We start from the raw sequence: 16,450 nt of genomic DNA on the forward strand, positions 1-16,450 counted from the left end.
TGTGAGCAAAAACACGTCACGTGAAAACACGCAATGGAAAATATCTGAAAATATTTATTGAAAAGAAATAAAACTGAGGCTCGAGACATATATTGCAGCGAAACCTTGCTCAGGAGGCAGGGATCGCTGTGGGTTTGATGCTGGCTCAGCTTGGACTCGGGCTCACCTGCTTTCTCGCAGGAATGAGTTTCCTGAGACGCGGCCTCATCCATGCAACCTCTCGCCGTGTCAAGCGGCTCCTCGCCCGGTTCGCTTCATCTCCATTCGTCGGCGCGCTTACGGGGACGTTCGTTACAGCGGTGATCCAGAGCAGCAGCGCAGTGACTGTGCTGGTTGTCGGCCTCGTTGACGCCGGCATTCTCGACCTCTACCAGGCGTTCGGGATCATAATCGGGGCCAACGTGGGCACGACCATGACGGCCCAGTTGATAGCCTTTGATATTGAAGGGCTTGGGCTCTCATGCATCGTTCTTGGGGCGGCGTTCCTGCTGGTGGGACGCGTATCGAGGGTATTATCGCCCCTCCCTGGCCGCGGTCACGCGCGCCGGACAGTCCCGGAGATAATAGGCGAGGCCATGCTGGGGCTCGGCCTTCTCTTCGGTGGTATGAGAATCATGACGGGGGCTGCCGGGGTTATCCGCGATGACCCCATGCTCGTCGGCTACCTCGTTGCCTTTGGGCAGAGCGCCTTCTGGGGGACGGTGGCCGGCGCGATCTTCACGGGGATCATTCAGAGCAGCAGCGCCACGACGGCTATAGTCCTCGCCTTTGCAAGGCAGGGACTGCTGCCGCTGGAGGGCTCCATGGGTTTAATCCTCGGGAGCAACATCGGGACGTGCGTGACGGCGCTCCTGGCGGGCCTGGGGACGGGCTCGACAGCCAGGAAGGCGGCCCTGGCGCACCTTCTTTTTAACGTTTTCGGTGTGGCGATTGTATTCCCTTTTATCCGTCCGTTTGGTATACTGGTCTCGTTGACATCGGATGATCTCCCCAGGCAGGTGGCAAACGCTCATGCCCTGTTCAATCTCATATCGGCGGCTCTTGTACTGCCCTGGGCGAGGCGCTTTGTTGACATGATACTCTTCGTTTCAGGCGGGCGGGATTAGCTACCAGTTGCCCGGGCAATCGACCCGAGCCGGGCGCTGTCGTGCGCGCTTTCGCGCCGGACGAGGCAGAGGCGAGGGGCGCGTTAAGCCTGAGGAGGAGCTGAGGAGGGAAGACGCGAATGAGTATAGTCAAGGCCGTGGTCCTGGGGATAGTTCAGGGCCTCACCGAGTTTTTGCCAGTCAGTAGCTCAGGCCATCTCGTGATTGCACGGAGCATATTGCATACCCAGGAGGCCCTCCTGACGTTTGATACCATAGTGCACGTGGGGACGCTCCTGGCGGTCGTCGTAGTGTTCTGGGGCGATATCGTGGAGGTGCTTCGGGCCGCCCTCGAGATGGTGACACCTGGACCCGGCCGGAATGGGCGTGGTTATGGCAAGCGCAGCTCCGGCGGTCGTGATCGCGGTGGAAGAGGTGTAAGAGCGGTGGGCGTGGAGAGCCGCGCGGCAGAGGCAAATAGGCAGCTCTTCTGGCTTATTATCGTGGGCACTATTCCAGCTGCAGTAATGGGCATAGCTCTAGAGGGTATCTTCAAGGCGTTGTTTGAATCCACGGCATCCGTTGCGGCATTTCTCATCCTTACGGGTATTCTCCTCTGGCTCGCTGAGCGGTTGAAGAGGGAGGATGTCCCGGTTGCGAGATTCAGCCTGCTCAGGGGCCTCCTGGTAGGGATAGCCCAGGGGTGCGCGATCGCTCCCGGCCTGTCGCGCTCAGGGTCGACGATAAGCGCGGCGCTGCTCCTCGGGCTCCCGAGGGATGAGGCCGCGCGTTATTCATTCCTGCTCTCGATCCCGGTTATCCTAGGCGCGGCTGTATTACAACTCAAGGATATCTTGGCGGCCGGGGCCGGTTTTGACGGGCTAGCGCTGCCGCTTATTGTTGGGCTGGTCGCCTCTGCTGTATCGGGTTACTTGGCCATACGCATTTTCCTATCAGTCGTAAGGCGTGGCCGCCTCACTATTTTCTCCTATTATTGCTGGGCCGTAGGGCTCATGGTGCTTGTGGCCCATCTCATTTTGGGCTGGATCTAAGGCGTCCTAAGGCGTCGATCCAGGTGAAGGTATACTGCTCACCAACCAATGTGCACCCATACGCCGGGCGGATGGATATGCACCACCAGGCACCGTATCCTGGTAAATTGTGAGGGGTAAAAACAATCAAAGAAGGAATACGGGTAGGTCTAATCGAATACCTTAGAAGATATGTGGCGGGGAATATGTGGGGCCAGAGCCCAGACCAGGGGTGATTTCGATGCCGAGGGGGGGCCGGCAGAGGCTGGCAGCGGGCAAGAAGGAAACAGCCGCCAGGGCTGTGCGCAGGAAAGCCATAAATGGGAAGAGCGGGAAGAGGTCGAGGTCGCAGGGCCGCACCAGGCCGAACGGAACGGGCCTCGCCGTGGAAGCGGCGGGAGTTCTTTTGATCGTTCTCTCCATCTTCTTCCTGGCCAGTCTTGCTGTGGGACCCTCGCAGAGGCCCGGCCTCGTGGGCCTCCTGGGGAGCGTGGTGGCCAGGGCGTTAAACGGGCTTGCCGGGACCGGAGCGTGGTTGCTTCCCGGTGCCACGGCCATGATGGCTATCGACATCATTGTCCGAAGACGGGGGGACGCCGCCGCCCATCTCGCAGGGGGGCTAATAATCCTCGCCAGTATTCTCAGCATCCTCGATCTCCTCGATGTAAGCGCAGGCACGACAGGTGCCGTTGTAAACCTCCTCCTCGTGCCGGTTTTCGGCCATCTGGGGAGCCTTGTGATGGCTGGCTTTGGCCTTATAGTTGGCGCGATGCTGGTGCTCGATACGAGACCGGGTAGCGCCATCAGGGGCTTTATCAAAGGGATGATTGCTCTAGTCGGGGGGATGACGCACGCTGCAGCCTGGGTCGTCTCAAATGGCCACAGGCTGGCGCGATCGGTCCTCCTGCCGGCTCTTGAAGGCCGGCAAGGCGAGGGGCAAGACGGCGCGAATAAAACCGCGAATGAGACCGGTGGGCGCGGCGGGGACCCGAGCGCCGTGGGGCGCACCGGTGGGCGCGCACACGAAGGCGGGGGTGGCGAGATACGCCTGGCCGGGGAACTGGCAACCAGGGGGCACCAGGATGAACCCTTGCCCGTGATCATTGAGCCCAGGATGCACGCGCCTGAGCCAGGCATCCCGCAAGCTGCTGTGATGGCTACGGTCGCTGCGGCCGCCGAGGCAGCGGAGGGGAAATCCTCGCCCCTGGCTGCGGGGGATGACAGCAACTATTGCCTCCCATCTCTTTCCTTGCTCAAGGGCCCCGCTCCCAGGAAGGCCGCAAGGGGCTCCGGGGGCTCTTCCGGGAGGGTTATAGAGCGTGCGCGGCTCCTTGAGGACACATTTCGCAGCTTTGGCGTCACGGCCAGGGTGGTTCAGATCAGCAAGGGGCCCGTTGTGACTCGGTATGAGGTCCAGCCGGGCTTCGGGGTCAAGGTGAGCAGGATCGTCAGCCTGGCTGATGACCTCGCGCTCGCCCTGGCATCATCGGGAATCCGCATAGAGGCCCCCATTCCGGGGAAGTCCGCGGTTGGCATCGAGGTTCCGAATAGCGAGATATCCATGGTCTATCTCCGTGACGTGCTGGAATCCGACGAATTCCAGAAGCGTGAGGGCCGCCTGACCATCGCCATCGGGAAGGACATCGCCGGAGGGCCAGTAGTGGCTGATCTGACAAGGCTTCTCCATGTTCTCGTGGCTGGCGCGACGGGCTCGGGGAAAAGCGTTTGCCTGAACACCCTAATAGCGAGCATTCTCTTCAAGGCCAAACCCGGCGAGGTTAAACTCCTGATGATAGACCCCAAGAGGGTTGAGCTTACAACATATGATGGAATCCCCCACCTTCTGAGCCCGGTGGTTACGGACGCGAGGGAGGCGGCTGGCTACCTCCGGTGGGTCGCCGGGGAGATGGATAAGCGGTATAAAAGATTCGCCGAGGTGGGCGTGCGCAATATAGAGAAGTATAATGAGTTTGTCGCCAGAATCACGGCGACGGGGACCGCGGCGAACGGCGAGGATGGCGGTGGCGGAGATAGAGATGGGGATGGGGACGACCTCAGGCCGCTCCCATATATCGTCGTTATCATCGATGAGCTCGGCGACTTGATGATGGTCGCGCAGAAGGATGTTGAGGATGTAGTCTGCCAGCTCGCCTTCATGGCCAGGGCTGCCGGCATTCACCTTATCCTGGCAACTCAGCGGCCGTCAGCCGACGTGATAACCGGGGTTATAAAGATGAACATTCCTTCGCGGATAGCGTTTGCGGTCCCTTCGCATGTCGACTCCAGGGTTATACTTGATACGGGCGGTGCTGAGAGGCTCCTTGGCAAGGGGGATATGCTCTTCTTCCCAGTTGGGGCGCCAAAGCCCATTCGCGTTCAGGGCGCGTATGTCTCGGATTCCGAGATCGAATCCATTGTGGAATTCGTCCGGAGCCAGGGAGAGCCAACCTATGAGGCTGAGAGCATAGGCCACGAGGCTGAGAGCGACGAGACCCTTGGCGAGGAGGACTCGCTGTTTGACGAGGCGGTGAGAATGGTTGTCGAGACCCAGGAGGCCTCAATATCCAAGCTCCAGCGGAGATTCAGGATAGGATATAACCGGGCGGCGCGCCTGATCGAAGCCATGGAGGCAAGGGGCATCGTCGGTCCATATGAGGGGAGCAGGCCACGCAAGGTCCTGGTATCGCCTGATAGGTTTACCTGTTCACGCCCAAGCACAAGGTAGACCACCATGCCGCCTGTGCGCGGCGTTAACAGCCCAACAGAGGGTGAGAACATCGTCCCGAGGATAAGGACGTCATCAGGGTAGCACCTCAGGGCGGAGGGTGCTGGTGAAGGGCGGCAATATGGGTGGCGGAGCAGGGCAGAGCAAGAACAAAGCTATGTTCGGGAGGCGGATTGAATGGAAGATGTTGGTGATATCAAAAACCTCAAAGACCTCGGAGATATCCTGAGAACCCGGAGGATCGCTAGAGGCCTCAGCCTTGAAGAGGCCCAGGGGGCGACTAAGATTCGCCAGCACCACCTGATGGCGATGGAGGCCGGGGATTTTGATGCGCTCCCGGGCGAGGTTTATGTGAGGGGGTTCCTGCGCACCTATGCAGGGTATATCGGCCTTGATAGTGAGAAGATCGTGGAACAATACAGGACCGTGAGGGGCCGGGTATTGCCGTCGGATAGGGCTGCGGGCGAGACTGTGGGGTCGTCGGAGGGCGCCTTGAAGCTTGTCCCAGGGAAGGGACAGGTCAGGGTAGCGGGTTTACGCCGCATGACGAACGTGGCACCCCTTGTGGTCGCGACTATTGTCATAATTGGGGGAATAGTAATTCATATTGTCGCATCAAGGCCGTCCGGGGAGGGTGAACGCCCACGGACGCAGGCGCCACCTCAGGCGACAGCCGCGGTGGTCACCGCGCCTAAGCCAGGTGGGCCCGCGCCCTCTGGACCGGGCGAGCCTGCGCCCTCGCCCCAGGGGCGGGTGGAGGCTCCCCCCGGGGTGTCCGGCCAGGACGCATCTAGCCAGAAGACTCCTGGCCAGGAGGTACCCAGCCAGGAGATGTCTGGCCAGGAAGCCGGCTCCCAGGAGCTGGGGAGGAAGATGGAGCAGGCGAGCCCGCAGGGTCCCGGGCCTCGGGCTCAGGGAGGGCAAGGGGATCAGCCAGCTCCGCAGCCCTCAGCGGCAGGCGAGGCGCCAGCGGAGAATGGGAGGGTCAAGGATGAAGCGAAACGTGAGCCGGGACATGAATTAAAGCATGAATTGAAGGTGGACATAACCCAGCGATGCTGGGTCCGGGTGGTGGCTGATGGCAGGGTGGTTTTTGAGAAGGTGATGAACCCTGGCGACAGCCGGACGTGGACTGCCAAAGAGCGTTTGAGAATCAAGGCTGGCAATGCGGCCGGAATAATCTTGACATATAACGATAAGAAGCTCGAATTCCTAGGGAAGCCAGGCCAGGTTAAAGAATGGTCATTCCCGCCCGCCCAGTCCTGAGTTGGGGACCGTCACATCCAGATAGTTCCAGATAAGCGCGTATAGTAGCAATAAATGGCCGTTTTTCTAGATTTTTTTCATACCACAGAAGGAAAACCTTGTAGTACATAGAATAAGAGTACAAGCAGACAGCGCAAGCCGCGTCATTACGCGGGTTTTCGCTGGAAGGATTATTACGGAGGTTTCGCAGGAGGAAAGGAGGGATAGAGCTTGAATAAGGCAGAGCTCATCTCCGACGTAGCGGAGAAGGTTGATCTGAAGAAGAAGGACGTTGAGCAGGTGGTGGGGGTGGTCTTCGATAGCATAAAGGATGCTCTCGCCCAGGGCGACAAGGTCCAGCTGGTCGGCTTCGGGACATTCGCCGTGAAGAAGCGCGCGGAACGGGTCGGCCGCAATCCGCAGACCGGCGAGGAGATCAGGATACCTGCGTCCATGGTTCCTGTCTTTAAGGCGGGAAAGGTTTTAAGGGATAGCGTGGCAAAGGCTTAAATACAGGGGCTCACGGAGCCATTTCAAGATCTCTGTGGCTTCAAGGTTAATGGAAATGGGTTACCAGGCGTGGGTGACCCATTTTTTTGACTTCCCTCCTGATTCCCGGGGGCAAGCCGAGCTCATTTTTCCCCTGCATCATATGGTAATATAAATATAAATATATAAAATGCACCACATGAAAAGCACCACATGCCAAGCTTCATCGAAGTGAGAATGGGGGTTACATGAAGATGGCTGTTGACTTGCACATCCATACCACCGCATCTGATGGGCGGCTTTCCCCCTCGGAAGTCGTTGAGGAGGCGTGCCGCGTAGGGCTGACGGCTATGGCCGTGGCGGATCATGACACCGTGGCAGGCGTTGAAGAGGCGGTATTCACAGCCTCCCGGCAGTGCGGCCTCAGGGTGATTCCAGCTCTTGAGCTTTCAACTGATATTGAAGCTTCGGAAGTCCACATATTGGGCTACTTTGTCGATATCAAGAACCCGCGGCTCCTGGGGAAGCTGGCGGAGCTCAGGCGGGCTCGCATCGACCGCGCAAAAAAGATGCTGGAGAAGTTGAAGCGCGCTGGGATCGACATTCCTTTTGAGGATGTGGCGAGCCTGGGAAAGGATGGTTTTGTCGGGCGGGGTCAGATCTTTCGCGCGATGATCAATGCTGGTTACATAAATCCTGCCGCGCCCCATCACGCCTTTGAATACTACCTGGGCAAGCACGGGGTGGCCTACGAAGAACACTACGGCCTCACCCCATATGATGCCGTGGATACGGTCTTGAATGCCGGGGGCATCCCGGTTATCGCCCACCCTGCAAGGACGGCAAGCGACGGGTTCATTGGCAAGCTGGTGGAGCATGGCTTGATGGGCATAGAGGCCTATTACCCCGGATATACACCTGACATAATACAATACTATCTGGATCTAGCCCGGACTTATAACCTCGTGGTTACGGGTGGCAGCGACTTTCACGGCCCGGCAGCTCACCAGCCGGTTGGTATAGGCGGGGTGTTGGTGCCGGATGAGGTGGTTAACAATTTATACCTTCGCATGAAGGAATAACGCCAGGAGTGGAGAATTAATAGTCAAGTATCAATGCCACGAGTAGGCGTAGGAGTAGGCGTATTCCTCCTCACGGTGAATTAGAAGGTTTACTGCGCTGAACTTCTGGGTTTCTGAGATAGGGCTCATATTCTGTTGTGAGATTTTGCCACGCTGGGTGAGCGCTTCAGGGGGTGGGTTGTCTGACTCTTGAGACTGTCGCACTAATCTGCGCATGTTTCAGCCTTGCCGCCTCCCTGGCCTGGAACAGGGTTCTGGCCATCAGATTGAGAAGGCAGGCTGTTGCCTTGCGCAAATCCGAGGAGAGGTATACCTGTCTCATCCAGAGCGCTCACAGCGGCATCGAGGAGGCAAAACGAAGAAACGAGGAGCTCAAGAGCCTGTATGCTGCCGGTTGCGTGGTTGCTTCGAAGCTCGACCTCGATGCTGTGTTAAGGGCGCTTCATGCGGTGGTACGTGACATGATGGATGCCTCCACCTTTTACGTGGCACTATATAATGAGAAAACAGGGGAAATAAAGTTTCAATATGTCGTAGATAATGACAAATCTGTCGAATCATTTACGATTAGCATCTCCGACGACAAGGGTTTCACGCCGGGCATAATCAAGACGCGCAAACCGATTTTTGTGCGGGACAGGCTTGCGGAGCCCGACAGTATGCCAGGGGAAGCTGTGCTTGGTGGGTACCAGGATGATAATATCCCGAGATCTATAATTGGCATACCCTTGATGATAGGCGACCGCGTCCTTGGTGTCCTGTCCGTCCAGAGTTCGAGCTACCTTTACGATGAAAATGATCTCCGGAGCTTGACCATCATCTCGGCCCAGGCGGCGGTCGCTATCGAGAATGCAAGGCTCTGCGACGAGCTAATGAAGAAAAACGAGGCACTCCAGCAGAGGGAAGAGGAGCTCCGGAAGGTGAATGAGGATCTGGATAGGGAGCTCGTTGAGCTTTCGCGGCTTCACAGGATCGCGCAGGAGCTGGCGATCACTGACCCCATAACGGGACTGCACAACTACCGATATTTCGAGGAGCATCTCGCTCAGGAGATCGAGAGGGCCCAGAGGTACCGGAGGGTTTTATCCCTGATCATGATCGATATAGACGATTTTAAGAGCTACAATGATACACATGGCCACCAGGCCGGTGACGCGGTGTTACGCGCTGTAGCCAGGATCATTGCGAGGAGCGTCCGCAGCACCGATATAGTTGCGAGGTATGGTGGCGAGGAGTTCGTTGTAGTCTTGATCGAGACGGAGAAGAAGAATGCCATCGAGGTCGCTGAAAAGATCAGAGCCCGCATAGCCTCCTACCGGTTCCCCAATGAGGAAACCCAGCCCTCCGGCATCCTCACAGTTAGCGTCGGGGTTGCGACCTACCCCGATGACGCCAGGACGAAATTCGACTTGATAAACGCAGCTGATATGGCCATGTATAGGAGTAAGAAGGAGGGGAGAAACAGGGTCTATTGTGCATGACCGCTCGCCCGTGTCCCGCGTGAGGTATTGAGAATAACCTGGCTGGCAAACCGGGTAATCAAATTTAGGTTTAAGGGGACTCTAACTAGCAGGAACTCGGAGGTTCTTGTAGAACTGCATATTCTAATTATGCCCCATGGGGGGAAGGAAATGGTCAGGGCTATCCTCTTCGATCTTAACGGCACCCTTTTTATTTAAATGATGAGATGAGTCGGACGGGAGGTGAGTCAAATGCCGCGTTGCTGTGGTGGGAAGACCGCAAAGAAGGACGAGGCCAAGAAGCAGCCAAAGGAGGCCGAATCAACCGCCAAGACGAGTTCAAAGTCCTCCTCGAAAAAGTAGGGGCCGGTGAGAAGAGAAGCGGGGGGCCGCGGGTGCGTCCCATCATGGGCGCTCAGTCAGGCCCCCGAGGCCCGAGGTGAACATGGGATGGGTTTGATGTTTACCCAGGCGGGATGCTGGGGCGCGCGGTGCGAAGTCGCGGAGGGAAGCATATGGCGAACGAACCGTACTGCACTGGGGATGAAGACTGGAGATGAAGTAGTTGACAAGGCGTGTTTATCGTTCAACCCGGGACCGGATGCTGGGCGGTGTGTGCGGTGGGCTTGCTGAATATTTTAATGTGGACCCGACGATAATGCGACTCCTGTGGGTGCTACTCGCTCTTGTACATGGTTTCGGGATCCTGGCATACATCGTGGCGTGGATCATAATTCCAGAGCTCCCGCCTGACGAGGCATCGCGCAGGGATGGCAGGGCGGACACCGGTGCCGGCCCTGACCTCGATGTGGTTCCAACGGCCGGCGGGGCGCCCGGGGACGGGGGTGGGGTCGGGGCGGCTGATTCCGACGATGGCGAGTCTCCGACGCACGAACATGAGGTTGAGGAGCGCGGTCCTACCGGCCATCAACCTGGAGACCGGCCTGAGAATCGTGACCCGAGAAATGGCTCGCGCCTTGTGGCTGTCATCCTGATCATCCTGGGGGCGTGGTTCCTTATGGCGAATCTCTGGCCCTGGGTCCAGGCTGAGCGTTTCTGGCCGGTTATATTGATCGCTGTCGGGATATTCCTCCTGGTCGGCGGCCGTGGGTCGAGCAGGTGAGAGGGGCGCTGGAAGGATATCGGTTGGAGGAAGGGGAAAGTAAAGGGGTTGCGTATCCAGGTTATCGTCAATCCAAGGGCGGGGCGGGGCAGGGGGAGGAGGGCCATCCCGGTTATCAAGGAAAAATTCAAGGACGCCGGTGTGGACTTCGATATCCACGTCACGCGCTTCGCCGGCGATGCGGTGGAGACCGCGAGAAGGGCGGCAGCCGGCAACTGTGATGTCGTGGTTGCTGCGGGGGGAGATGGCACAGCCAACGAGGTTGTAAATGGCATAGTTGATACGGGGGCCCGCTTTGGGGTGATCCCCTGCGGCACGGGAAATGATTTTGCAATTGGCCTCGGCATACCGAGGAATATCGCCAGAGCGTGCGATCTTATCCTGAATGGCACCTCGAATGGCGAGGTTAGACGGGTAGATATCGGTAAGGTGGCAGGACGCTATTTCATTGGCTCCGTTGGCATAGGCTTCGATGCCACTGTGGCGCTCGAGGCCAACCGGAGTATACCACTACTGCGCGGTCCTGTAGTCTACGCGATTGCGCTGCTGAAGGTGCTATCCACCTACAGAACAAGGAAAATGAGAATAGCGCTGGACGGGAATACTATCCACGTTACGCCGCTCCTCGTCGCGGTGACCAACGCCCCGACATATGGCGGCGGTATGCGCATCTCACCGAATGCCATCATGGACGATGGCTTATTTGATATCTGCGTCATAGGACAGATGAGGAGCATGGAGGCCCTCTATCATTTTCCGAAGGTCTTCAAGGGAAGCCATGCGAGGCTCGAGAAAGTAACCATGCTGCGGGGGCAGGATGTAACGGTGGATGCGGAGGAGGCCGTTCCATTTCACATGGACGGTGAGGTGATGACAGGTAAGCACCTTCATCTCGAGATCTTTCCTTCGGCTCTGGGCGTTATCTGCCCTGCCTGAACTCAGGAGCTCAGAGGTTAGTGTGTATAATACATAACCGCCGAAGCCCCCGGCTTTGATCCTAGTGAGGCCCAACTGACAGCTGACCGCCGGGTTGTGTTTTTATGGAGGAAGGCCTAATTGAAGGTTGGTATAGTCTCGCTCGGGTGCGCCAAGAACCTAGTTGATGCCGAGATCATGCTCGGCCTCTTGAAGGAGGCGGGGTATGATATAGTCGCAGATGAACAGGAGGCCGACGTGTTGATAGTCAATACATGCGGGTTTATTGAGCCTGCAAAGGAGGAGGCTATCGACACCATCCTCGACCTTGCGGCGTGGAAAGAAAGGGGAAATTGCAGGGTTCTGGTGGTTACGGGGTGCCTCTCGCAGAGGTACGGGCGTGAGCTCCTGGATGAGATGCCCGAGGTTGATGCGGTGGTTGGGACGGGCGAATTCAACAGGATAGCCGGGATAGTGGAGCGAGTCCTGGCCGGGGAGCGGGTATTTGCGGTAGGGGTTCCCGAGTTCATATACGATCACAGGATGCCGCGGCTGCTCTCAACCCCCGGGCATGTGGCCTATTTGAAGATCGCCGAGGGGTGCGAGAACCGCTGTTCGTATTGCGTGATCCCGGCCATCCGCGGCAGGTTCAGGAGCCGGCCGGTGGAGTCCATCATTGAAGAGGCCCGGGTGCTCGTAGGAGGTGGGGCACGGGAGCTAATCTTGATCGCGCAGGATACCACCAGGTATGGTCTTGATCTATACGGCAGGCCCTCCCTTGCGCACCTGCTGCGCGCACTCGTCAAGATTGACGGCCTAACCTGGGCTCGATTTTTATATACCCATCCAACCGGGTTTACGGACGAGCTTATAGAGACTGTTGCTGTGGAGAGCAAGATTTGCAGCTACATCGATATCCCATTGCAGCATATCGACGAGGAGATACTGAGGCGCATGAATCGCAGGCCTGGACCGCGAGAGATCGAGGAGCTTATAGCCAGGTTGAAGCGGGATATCCCGGACGTCACCATCCGGAGTTCATTCATAGTTGGCTTCCCTGGCGAGACCGAGGCTGCGTTCTCCAGGCTCCTGGATTTCATTCGGGATGTGAGGTTGGACAGGATTGGGGTTTTTAAATATTCGCCTGAGGAGGGCACACCCGCTGCCAGGATGCCGGGCAGCGTGCCGGAGGATGTCAAGGGCGCCCGTTACCGGAGGGTTATGGAGCTGGCCCGGCGCATCTCACGCGAGAAGAATGAAGAGAAGGTCGGGCGCGTGCTGGACGTCCTGATCGATGGGAGGGCCCCCGAGAGCGAGCTCTTGACGGTAGGCAGGTCCCAGGCGGAGGCTCCCGAGGTCGACGGGGTAATATATATTGGTAATGATCACCCACCTGTCGGGGCGATGAGAAGGGTAAAGATAACGCAGGCGGGTGATTATGACCTTGTGGGGGAGGTGATACCACCTGATCTTGGTTAGCTGCTTTTACCTTATATAGAGAAATAAGAGGTATAGAGATGATAATGAGGGACGAGACGAGTATTGAGGGAGAGGGACAAGAAGACGATGGTATCAGATTCTGAGAGTAGCAAGAAGTTCGATCCGTTCGAGATAGCCCAGTACCAGTACGATAGCGTCGTGGAGAAGATGGACATAGATGACGGCATCAAGGAGGTCATGCGCTATCCTGAGAGGGTCCTCTATGTATCTTTCCCAGTGAAGATGGATGATGGCAGCATAAGAGTCTTTCATGGATTCCGGGCCCAGCACAGCACGGCCAGGGGACCGGCCAAGGGCGGCATCAGGTTTCACCCCGATGTTACAATAGAGGAAGTTAAGGCCCTGGCAATGTGGATGACCTGGAAGTGCGCGACTGTAGGCATTCCCTTTGGTGGCGGCAAGGGCGGGGTCATATGCAACCCCAAGGAGATGTCCGCTGGGGAGCTCGAGCGCCTGACGCGCCGGTTTACCACGGAGCTCAGCGCGATAATAGGGCCGACGCGGGATATCCCGGCGCCCGATGTCTACACAAATGCCCAGACTATGGCATGGATCATGGATACATACAGCATGCACATGGGCGAGCCGGTGCCCGCCGTTGTTACCGGCAAGCCTCTCGCCATAGGCGGGTCGGCAGGGCGCAATGAAGCCACCGCCCGCGGCGTCCTTTTCGTGGTGCGTGAGGCATGCAGGCAGCTCGATACTCCTCTGGCCGGGATAAGGGTTGCGATTCAGGGGTTCGGGAACGCGGGCTCGATGGCTGCAAAGTTCTTTTTCGAGGAGGGCTGCAGGGTCGTGGCGGTAAGCGATTCAAAGGGAGGCATCTTCAACGCTAACGGCCTTGACATCCCGAAAGTTATGGTCCATAAGGAGAGGGCCGGGACCGTCCTCGGGGCAGAGGGTGGCGAGGAGATATCAAATGAGGCCTTGCTTGAACTTGATTGCGATATTCTCATCCCTGCTGCGCTCGAGAACCAGTTGACCGGGGAGAACGCGCCGCGCGTGAAGGCGAGGATAATAGCGGAGGCTGCCAACGGTCCAACAGCACCCGAGGCTGATCGTATACTCTTTGAGCGCGGGGTGACGGTGATCCCCGACATCCTTGCCAATGCGGGCGGGGTCACTGTCTCGTATTTTGAATGGGTCCAAAACCTCCAGGCGTCCTATTGGCCGGAGGATAAGGTCAACAAGCGGCTCGAGCTCATCATGACGCGGAGCTTCAAGGATGTATTCGATGTTGCGAGACAGCAGGGGGTGCCCATGCGAGAGGCAGCCTACATGGTAGCCATCAAGCGAGTTACAGAGGCCATAAAGGTCAGAGGCATCTACCCATAAGGCCTCGGAGTCTAATCTTCTAATCTAAATTCTAAATCGGGTCTAAACCGGGTGGATATCACGAAGCGGGCCGGGACTGGGATTCCCGACCCGCTTTTCGATTTGTAGCGTAATTTGCCACTTTTGCAGGAATCTCCCGAGGCCGTGTCGAAGAAACAATCTAGTGTCGACTCTACCTTTTGCCTTGACCTGACAGGACAGGATGGGATAGGGATCTGGCAGGATAAGGATGGGGTTGTATAGTATTGGATTAGGATAGGACATGCTGGGGGGTCTGTTAATGGTTGACATGTTAATTAAAGGCGGGCCGGTTATGATCCCGTTGCTCCTGTGCTCGGTGCTGGCTCTGGCGATTACCTTTGAACGCATATATTATCTCTGGAGGACGAGGACGGACCCTGAGCGCGCCCTGCAGGCCGTCACCCTTGCCCTCGAGCATGGCAGGATAGGTGATGCCATCGCGGCTGTGGAAAAATTCCGGGGGCAGATCGGGAGCCTCATGTCCGCGGCATTGGTCAGTTACGGCAAGGAGCGTGATGAGATCGAGGCAGCCATGAGGGCTGCGGGTGAAAAAGAGGTCTACAAAATGGAGAAGAGGGTCTCAGTGCTCGATATGCTCGTTACCATCTCACCCCTCCTGGGCCTTCTGGGGACCGTGACGGGAATTATAAAGAGCTTCAAGGTCCTCGCGACCTCCCCTCAGATATTGGATCCCGGTCAGCTCAGCGCCGGAATAGCCGAGGCCCTTATAACAACGGCGGCAGGCCTCATAATTGCCGTGCCTACGCTCGCCTTCCATACATATATCGTTGGCATTATCGACAGGCGAATCCTCGAGATGGACGAGTTCTCCAATGATTTGCTCGATATCCTGGCGTCCGAGGTGAAACGCGATGAGGTTCCATCGCAACTCCAAAAAGAAGCCTCGAATTGAAATGGTGCCGATGGTCGATGTGATGACCTTCCTCATAGTGTTCTTTATTCTCTTCACGACCTTCCGGACGAGCCCCATGGGGCTCCAGGTCAAGCTGCCGGCGGCTGTGACAGCGACCAAGCAGGAGACAACCAGGATCACGGTCACGATCGACGTAAGGGGCAACATATACTTCAACGATACCCGCACTACCATGGATGGCCTGGAGCAAAGGGTCAAGCGGCAGATTGCGCGGAATCGTAACAGCCTCGTCATCATAAAGGCTGACAGGGATGTGCGATATGCGAAACTGGTGGAAGTGATGGATGCGGTCAGGCGTGTTGGGGCTACGCGAGTCGCGCTCGCGGCGGAGAAACCCAGCTGACCGCCTGACCCCTATTAACCATATTGCCCGTATTGGCGGGTCAGCTGGCAAAAAGGCCTTTACAGGTTGGTGGGGTGGCATGAGATTGAACATCGCAAGGTCGAAGGGGAGTTCTGAAGGGGACAGCCTTCCCGTGGCTATTCTGGTTTCCATCGCCGTTCACGCGCTTTTGATCTGGCTCATACCTGTCTGGGAGCCAAAACAGGTTGCGATTTACCCCCTGGAATTCGGGGAGATATCACAGACCTTTTCTGAGACCAGGCGCGGCAAGCCTGCAATCAAGCATGGAACGCCGGCTGCCCATCTCCAGGCCGGGCCCCAGGCCAGGGTAAGGGTGGTGGAGGCAAAGCCAAAAACGGGACCCACGGTCGACGTTGTTAAGACCCCCCCTGACGTTGTTAAGGCTTCCCCTATTGATAAGGTTCCTATCAAGGAACCCCAAGTCAAGGAGGCTTCAGTCAGGGAGACCCGGGCAGAGGCCGTTGCAGCGGCAGGCGATGTTAACAGGAAAGCGGCTAAAACAGCTGTGCTCGAGGACAAAACCAGGGTGCTTACATCCGAACATGGCGATGAGAAGATTGCTGTAACCCAACCTCTCCCTGAGAAGCCGAGCGCGGATGTCAAAGGGGAGACCGGAGGGCATGCGTCACCGGGGGCTGGGGCCGCGGCCGTGGCCTCTGCGCCCGCAGTTCAACCTGGCGAGGGCCGGGGCGCGGCCAATAGTGAAGGCGGACAGGACCAGGGGGCTGCCGGCGTGGGCGGCGTTGATTATGGGACCGGGGAATCCCTTGTCGTCCGGGGCGTGCCTCCTGTCTACCCAAAGAATGCTCAGAACGAGGGGATCGAGGGCAGCGTTGACTTGAAGGTGCGCGTTGGCCCGGATGGCAATGTGCAAGGTGTAGATATAGTTGGGTCATCAACTGATGAGAGGCTAAACGAGGTATCTAAGAGGACAGTTAGTTCGGCCTGGAACTTCCGCCCCATCGGGAAACCCTATAGCGTGAAGGTGAAGGTTTCGTTCTCCGGGGGGCAAGTCAAAGTGATATTTGGCGGGGTCTCTGTCGCAGGCTGAGCCGCCTCCCCGTTACTTCCCGCAGGGCGTCGCAGGTGTCGCAGTGTGCGCTAACCCGGGCCAGGCAGCCGCAGAATAAAGGGTTAACGC

14 protein-coding genes are annotated in these 16,450 nt (G+C 57.7%); all 14 read left to right on the forward strand.

All coding sequences use genetic code 11. The features are described 5' to 3' along the window. Positions 1-128 precede the first annotated feature (128 nt). A complete protein-coding gene (locus HPY71_05060) occupies positions 129-1,106 on the forward strand; it encodes a Na/Pi cotransporter family protein (protein NPV52876.1) in 978 nt (325 codons plus the stop codon). Between the two features lie 119 nt (positions 1,107-1,225). After that, positions 1,226-2,137 (forward strand): undecaprenyl-diphosphate phosphatase, encoded by a 912-nt coding sequence (locus tag HPY71_05065; protein NPV52877.1) that lies wholly within the window; start codon positions 1,226-1,228, stop codon positions 2,135-2,137. A gap of 535 nt (positions 2,138-2,672) precedes the next feature. Next, on the forward strand, positions 2,673-4,841 hold the full coding sequence (locus HPY71_05070; GenBank protein NPV52878.1) for a DNA translocase FtsK: 2,169 nt from the start codon (positions 2,673-2,675) through the stop codon (positions 4,839-4,841). Between the two features lie 177 nt (positions 4,842-5,018). After that, positions 5,019-6,107, forward strand: coding sequence for a helix-turn-helix domain-containing protein (locus tag HPY71_05075; GenBank protein NPV52879.1), 1,089 nt, complete (start codon positions 5,019-5,021; stop codon positions 6,105-6,107). 210 nt (positions 6,108-6,317) lie between these two features. Beyond that, on the forward strand, positions 6,318-6,596 hold the full coding sequence (locus HPY71_05080; protein ID NPV52880.1) for an HU family DNA-binding protein: 279 nt from the start codon (positions 6,318-6,320) through the stop codon (positions 6,594-6,596). A gap of 233 nt (positions 6,597-6,829) precedes the next feature. After that, positions 6,830-7,657 carry a PHP domain-containing protein gene (locus HPY71_05085; GenBank protein NPV52881.1) on the forward strand — a complete coding sequence of 276 codons (828 nt, stop codon included), beginning with the start codon at positions 6,830-6,832 and terminating at the stop codon, positions 7,655-7,657. A 173-nt stretch (positions 7,658-7,830) separates the two neighbouring features. Next, on the forward strand, positions 7,831-9,138 hold the full coding sequence (locus HPY71_05090; protein NPV52882.1) for a diguanylate cyclase: 1,308 nt from the start codon (positions 7,831-7,833) through the stop codon (positions 9,136-9,138). Between the two features lie 544 nt (positions 9,139-9,682). Next, positions 9,683-10,240: a PspC domain-containing protein gene (locus HPY71_05095; GenBank protein ID NPV52883.1), complete on the forward strand. Its 558-nt coding sequence runs from the start codon at positions 9,683-9,685 to the stop codon at positions 10,238-10,240. A 48-nt stretch (positions 10,241-10,288) separates the two neighbouring features. Continuing rightward, a complete protein-coding gene (locus HPY71_05100; GenBank protein NPV52884.1) occupies positions 10,289-11,176 on the forward strand; it encodes a diacylglycerol kinase family lipid kinase in 888 nt (295 codons plus the stop codon). A 120-nt stretch (positions 11,177-11,296) separates the two neighbouring features. After that, complete coding sequence (gene rimO / locus HPY71_05105) at positions 11,297-12,634, forward strand: 30S ribosomal protein S12 methylthiotransferase RimO (GenBank protein ID NPV52885.1); 1,338 nt, start codon at positions 11,297-11,299, stop codon at positions 12,632-12,634. An 87-nt stretch (positions 12,635-12,721) separates the two neighbouring features. Then, positions 12,722-13,990, forward strand: a complete 1,269-nt coding sequence (locus HPY71_05110; GenBank protein ID NPV52886.1) for a Glu/Leu/Phe/Val dehydrogenase — start codon at positions 12,722-12,724, stop codon at positions 13,988-13,990. Positions 13,991-14,270: 280 nt separating this feature from the next. Continuing rightward, positions 14,271-14,924, forward strand: a complete 654-nt coding sequence (locus tag HPY71_05115) for a MotA/TolQ/ExbB proton channel family protein (protein ID NPV52887.1) — start codon at positions 14,271-14,273, stop codon at positions 14,922-14,924. A 1-nt stretch (position 14,925) separates the two neighbouring features. Then, a complete protein-coding gene (locus HPY71_05120; protein ID NPV52888.1) occupies positions 14,926-15,288 on the forward strand; it encodes a biopolymer transporter ExbD in 363 nt (120 codons plus the stop codon). A 79-nt stretch (positions 15,289-15,367) separates the two neighbouring features. After that, positions 15,368-16,360: a TonB family protein gene (locus HPY71_05125; protein ID NPV52889.1), complete on the forward strand. Its 993-nt coding sequence runs from the start codon at positions 15,368-15,370 to the stop codon at positions 16,358-16,360. Positions 16,361-16,450 lie beyond the last annotated feature (90 nt).

The organism is Bacillota bacterium, assembly GCA_013178125.1.
GTDB lineage: Bacteria > Bacillota > SHA-98 > Ch115 > JABLXJ01 > JABLXL01.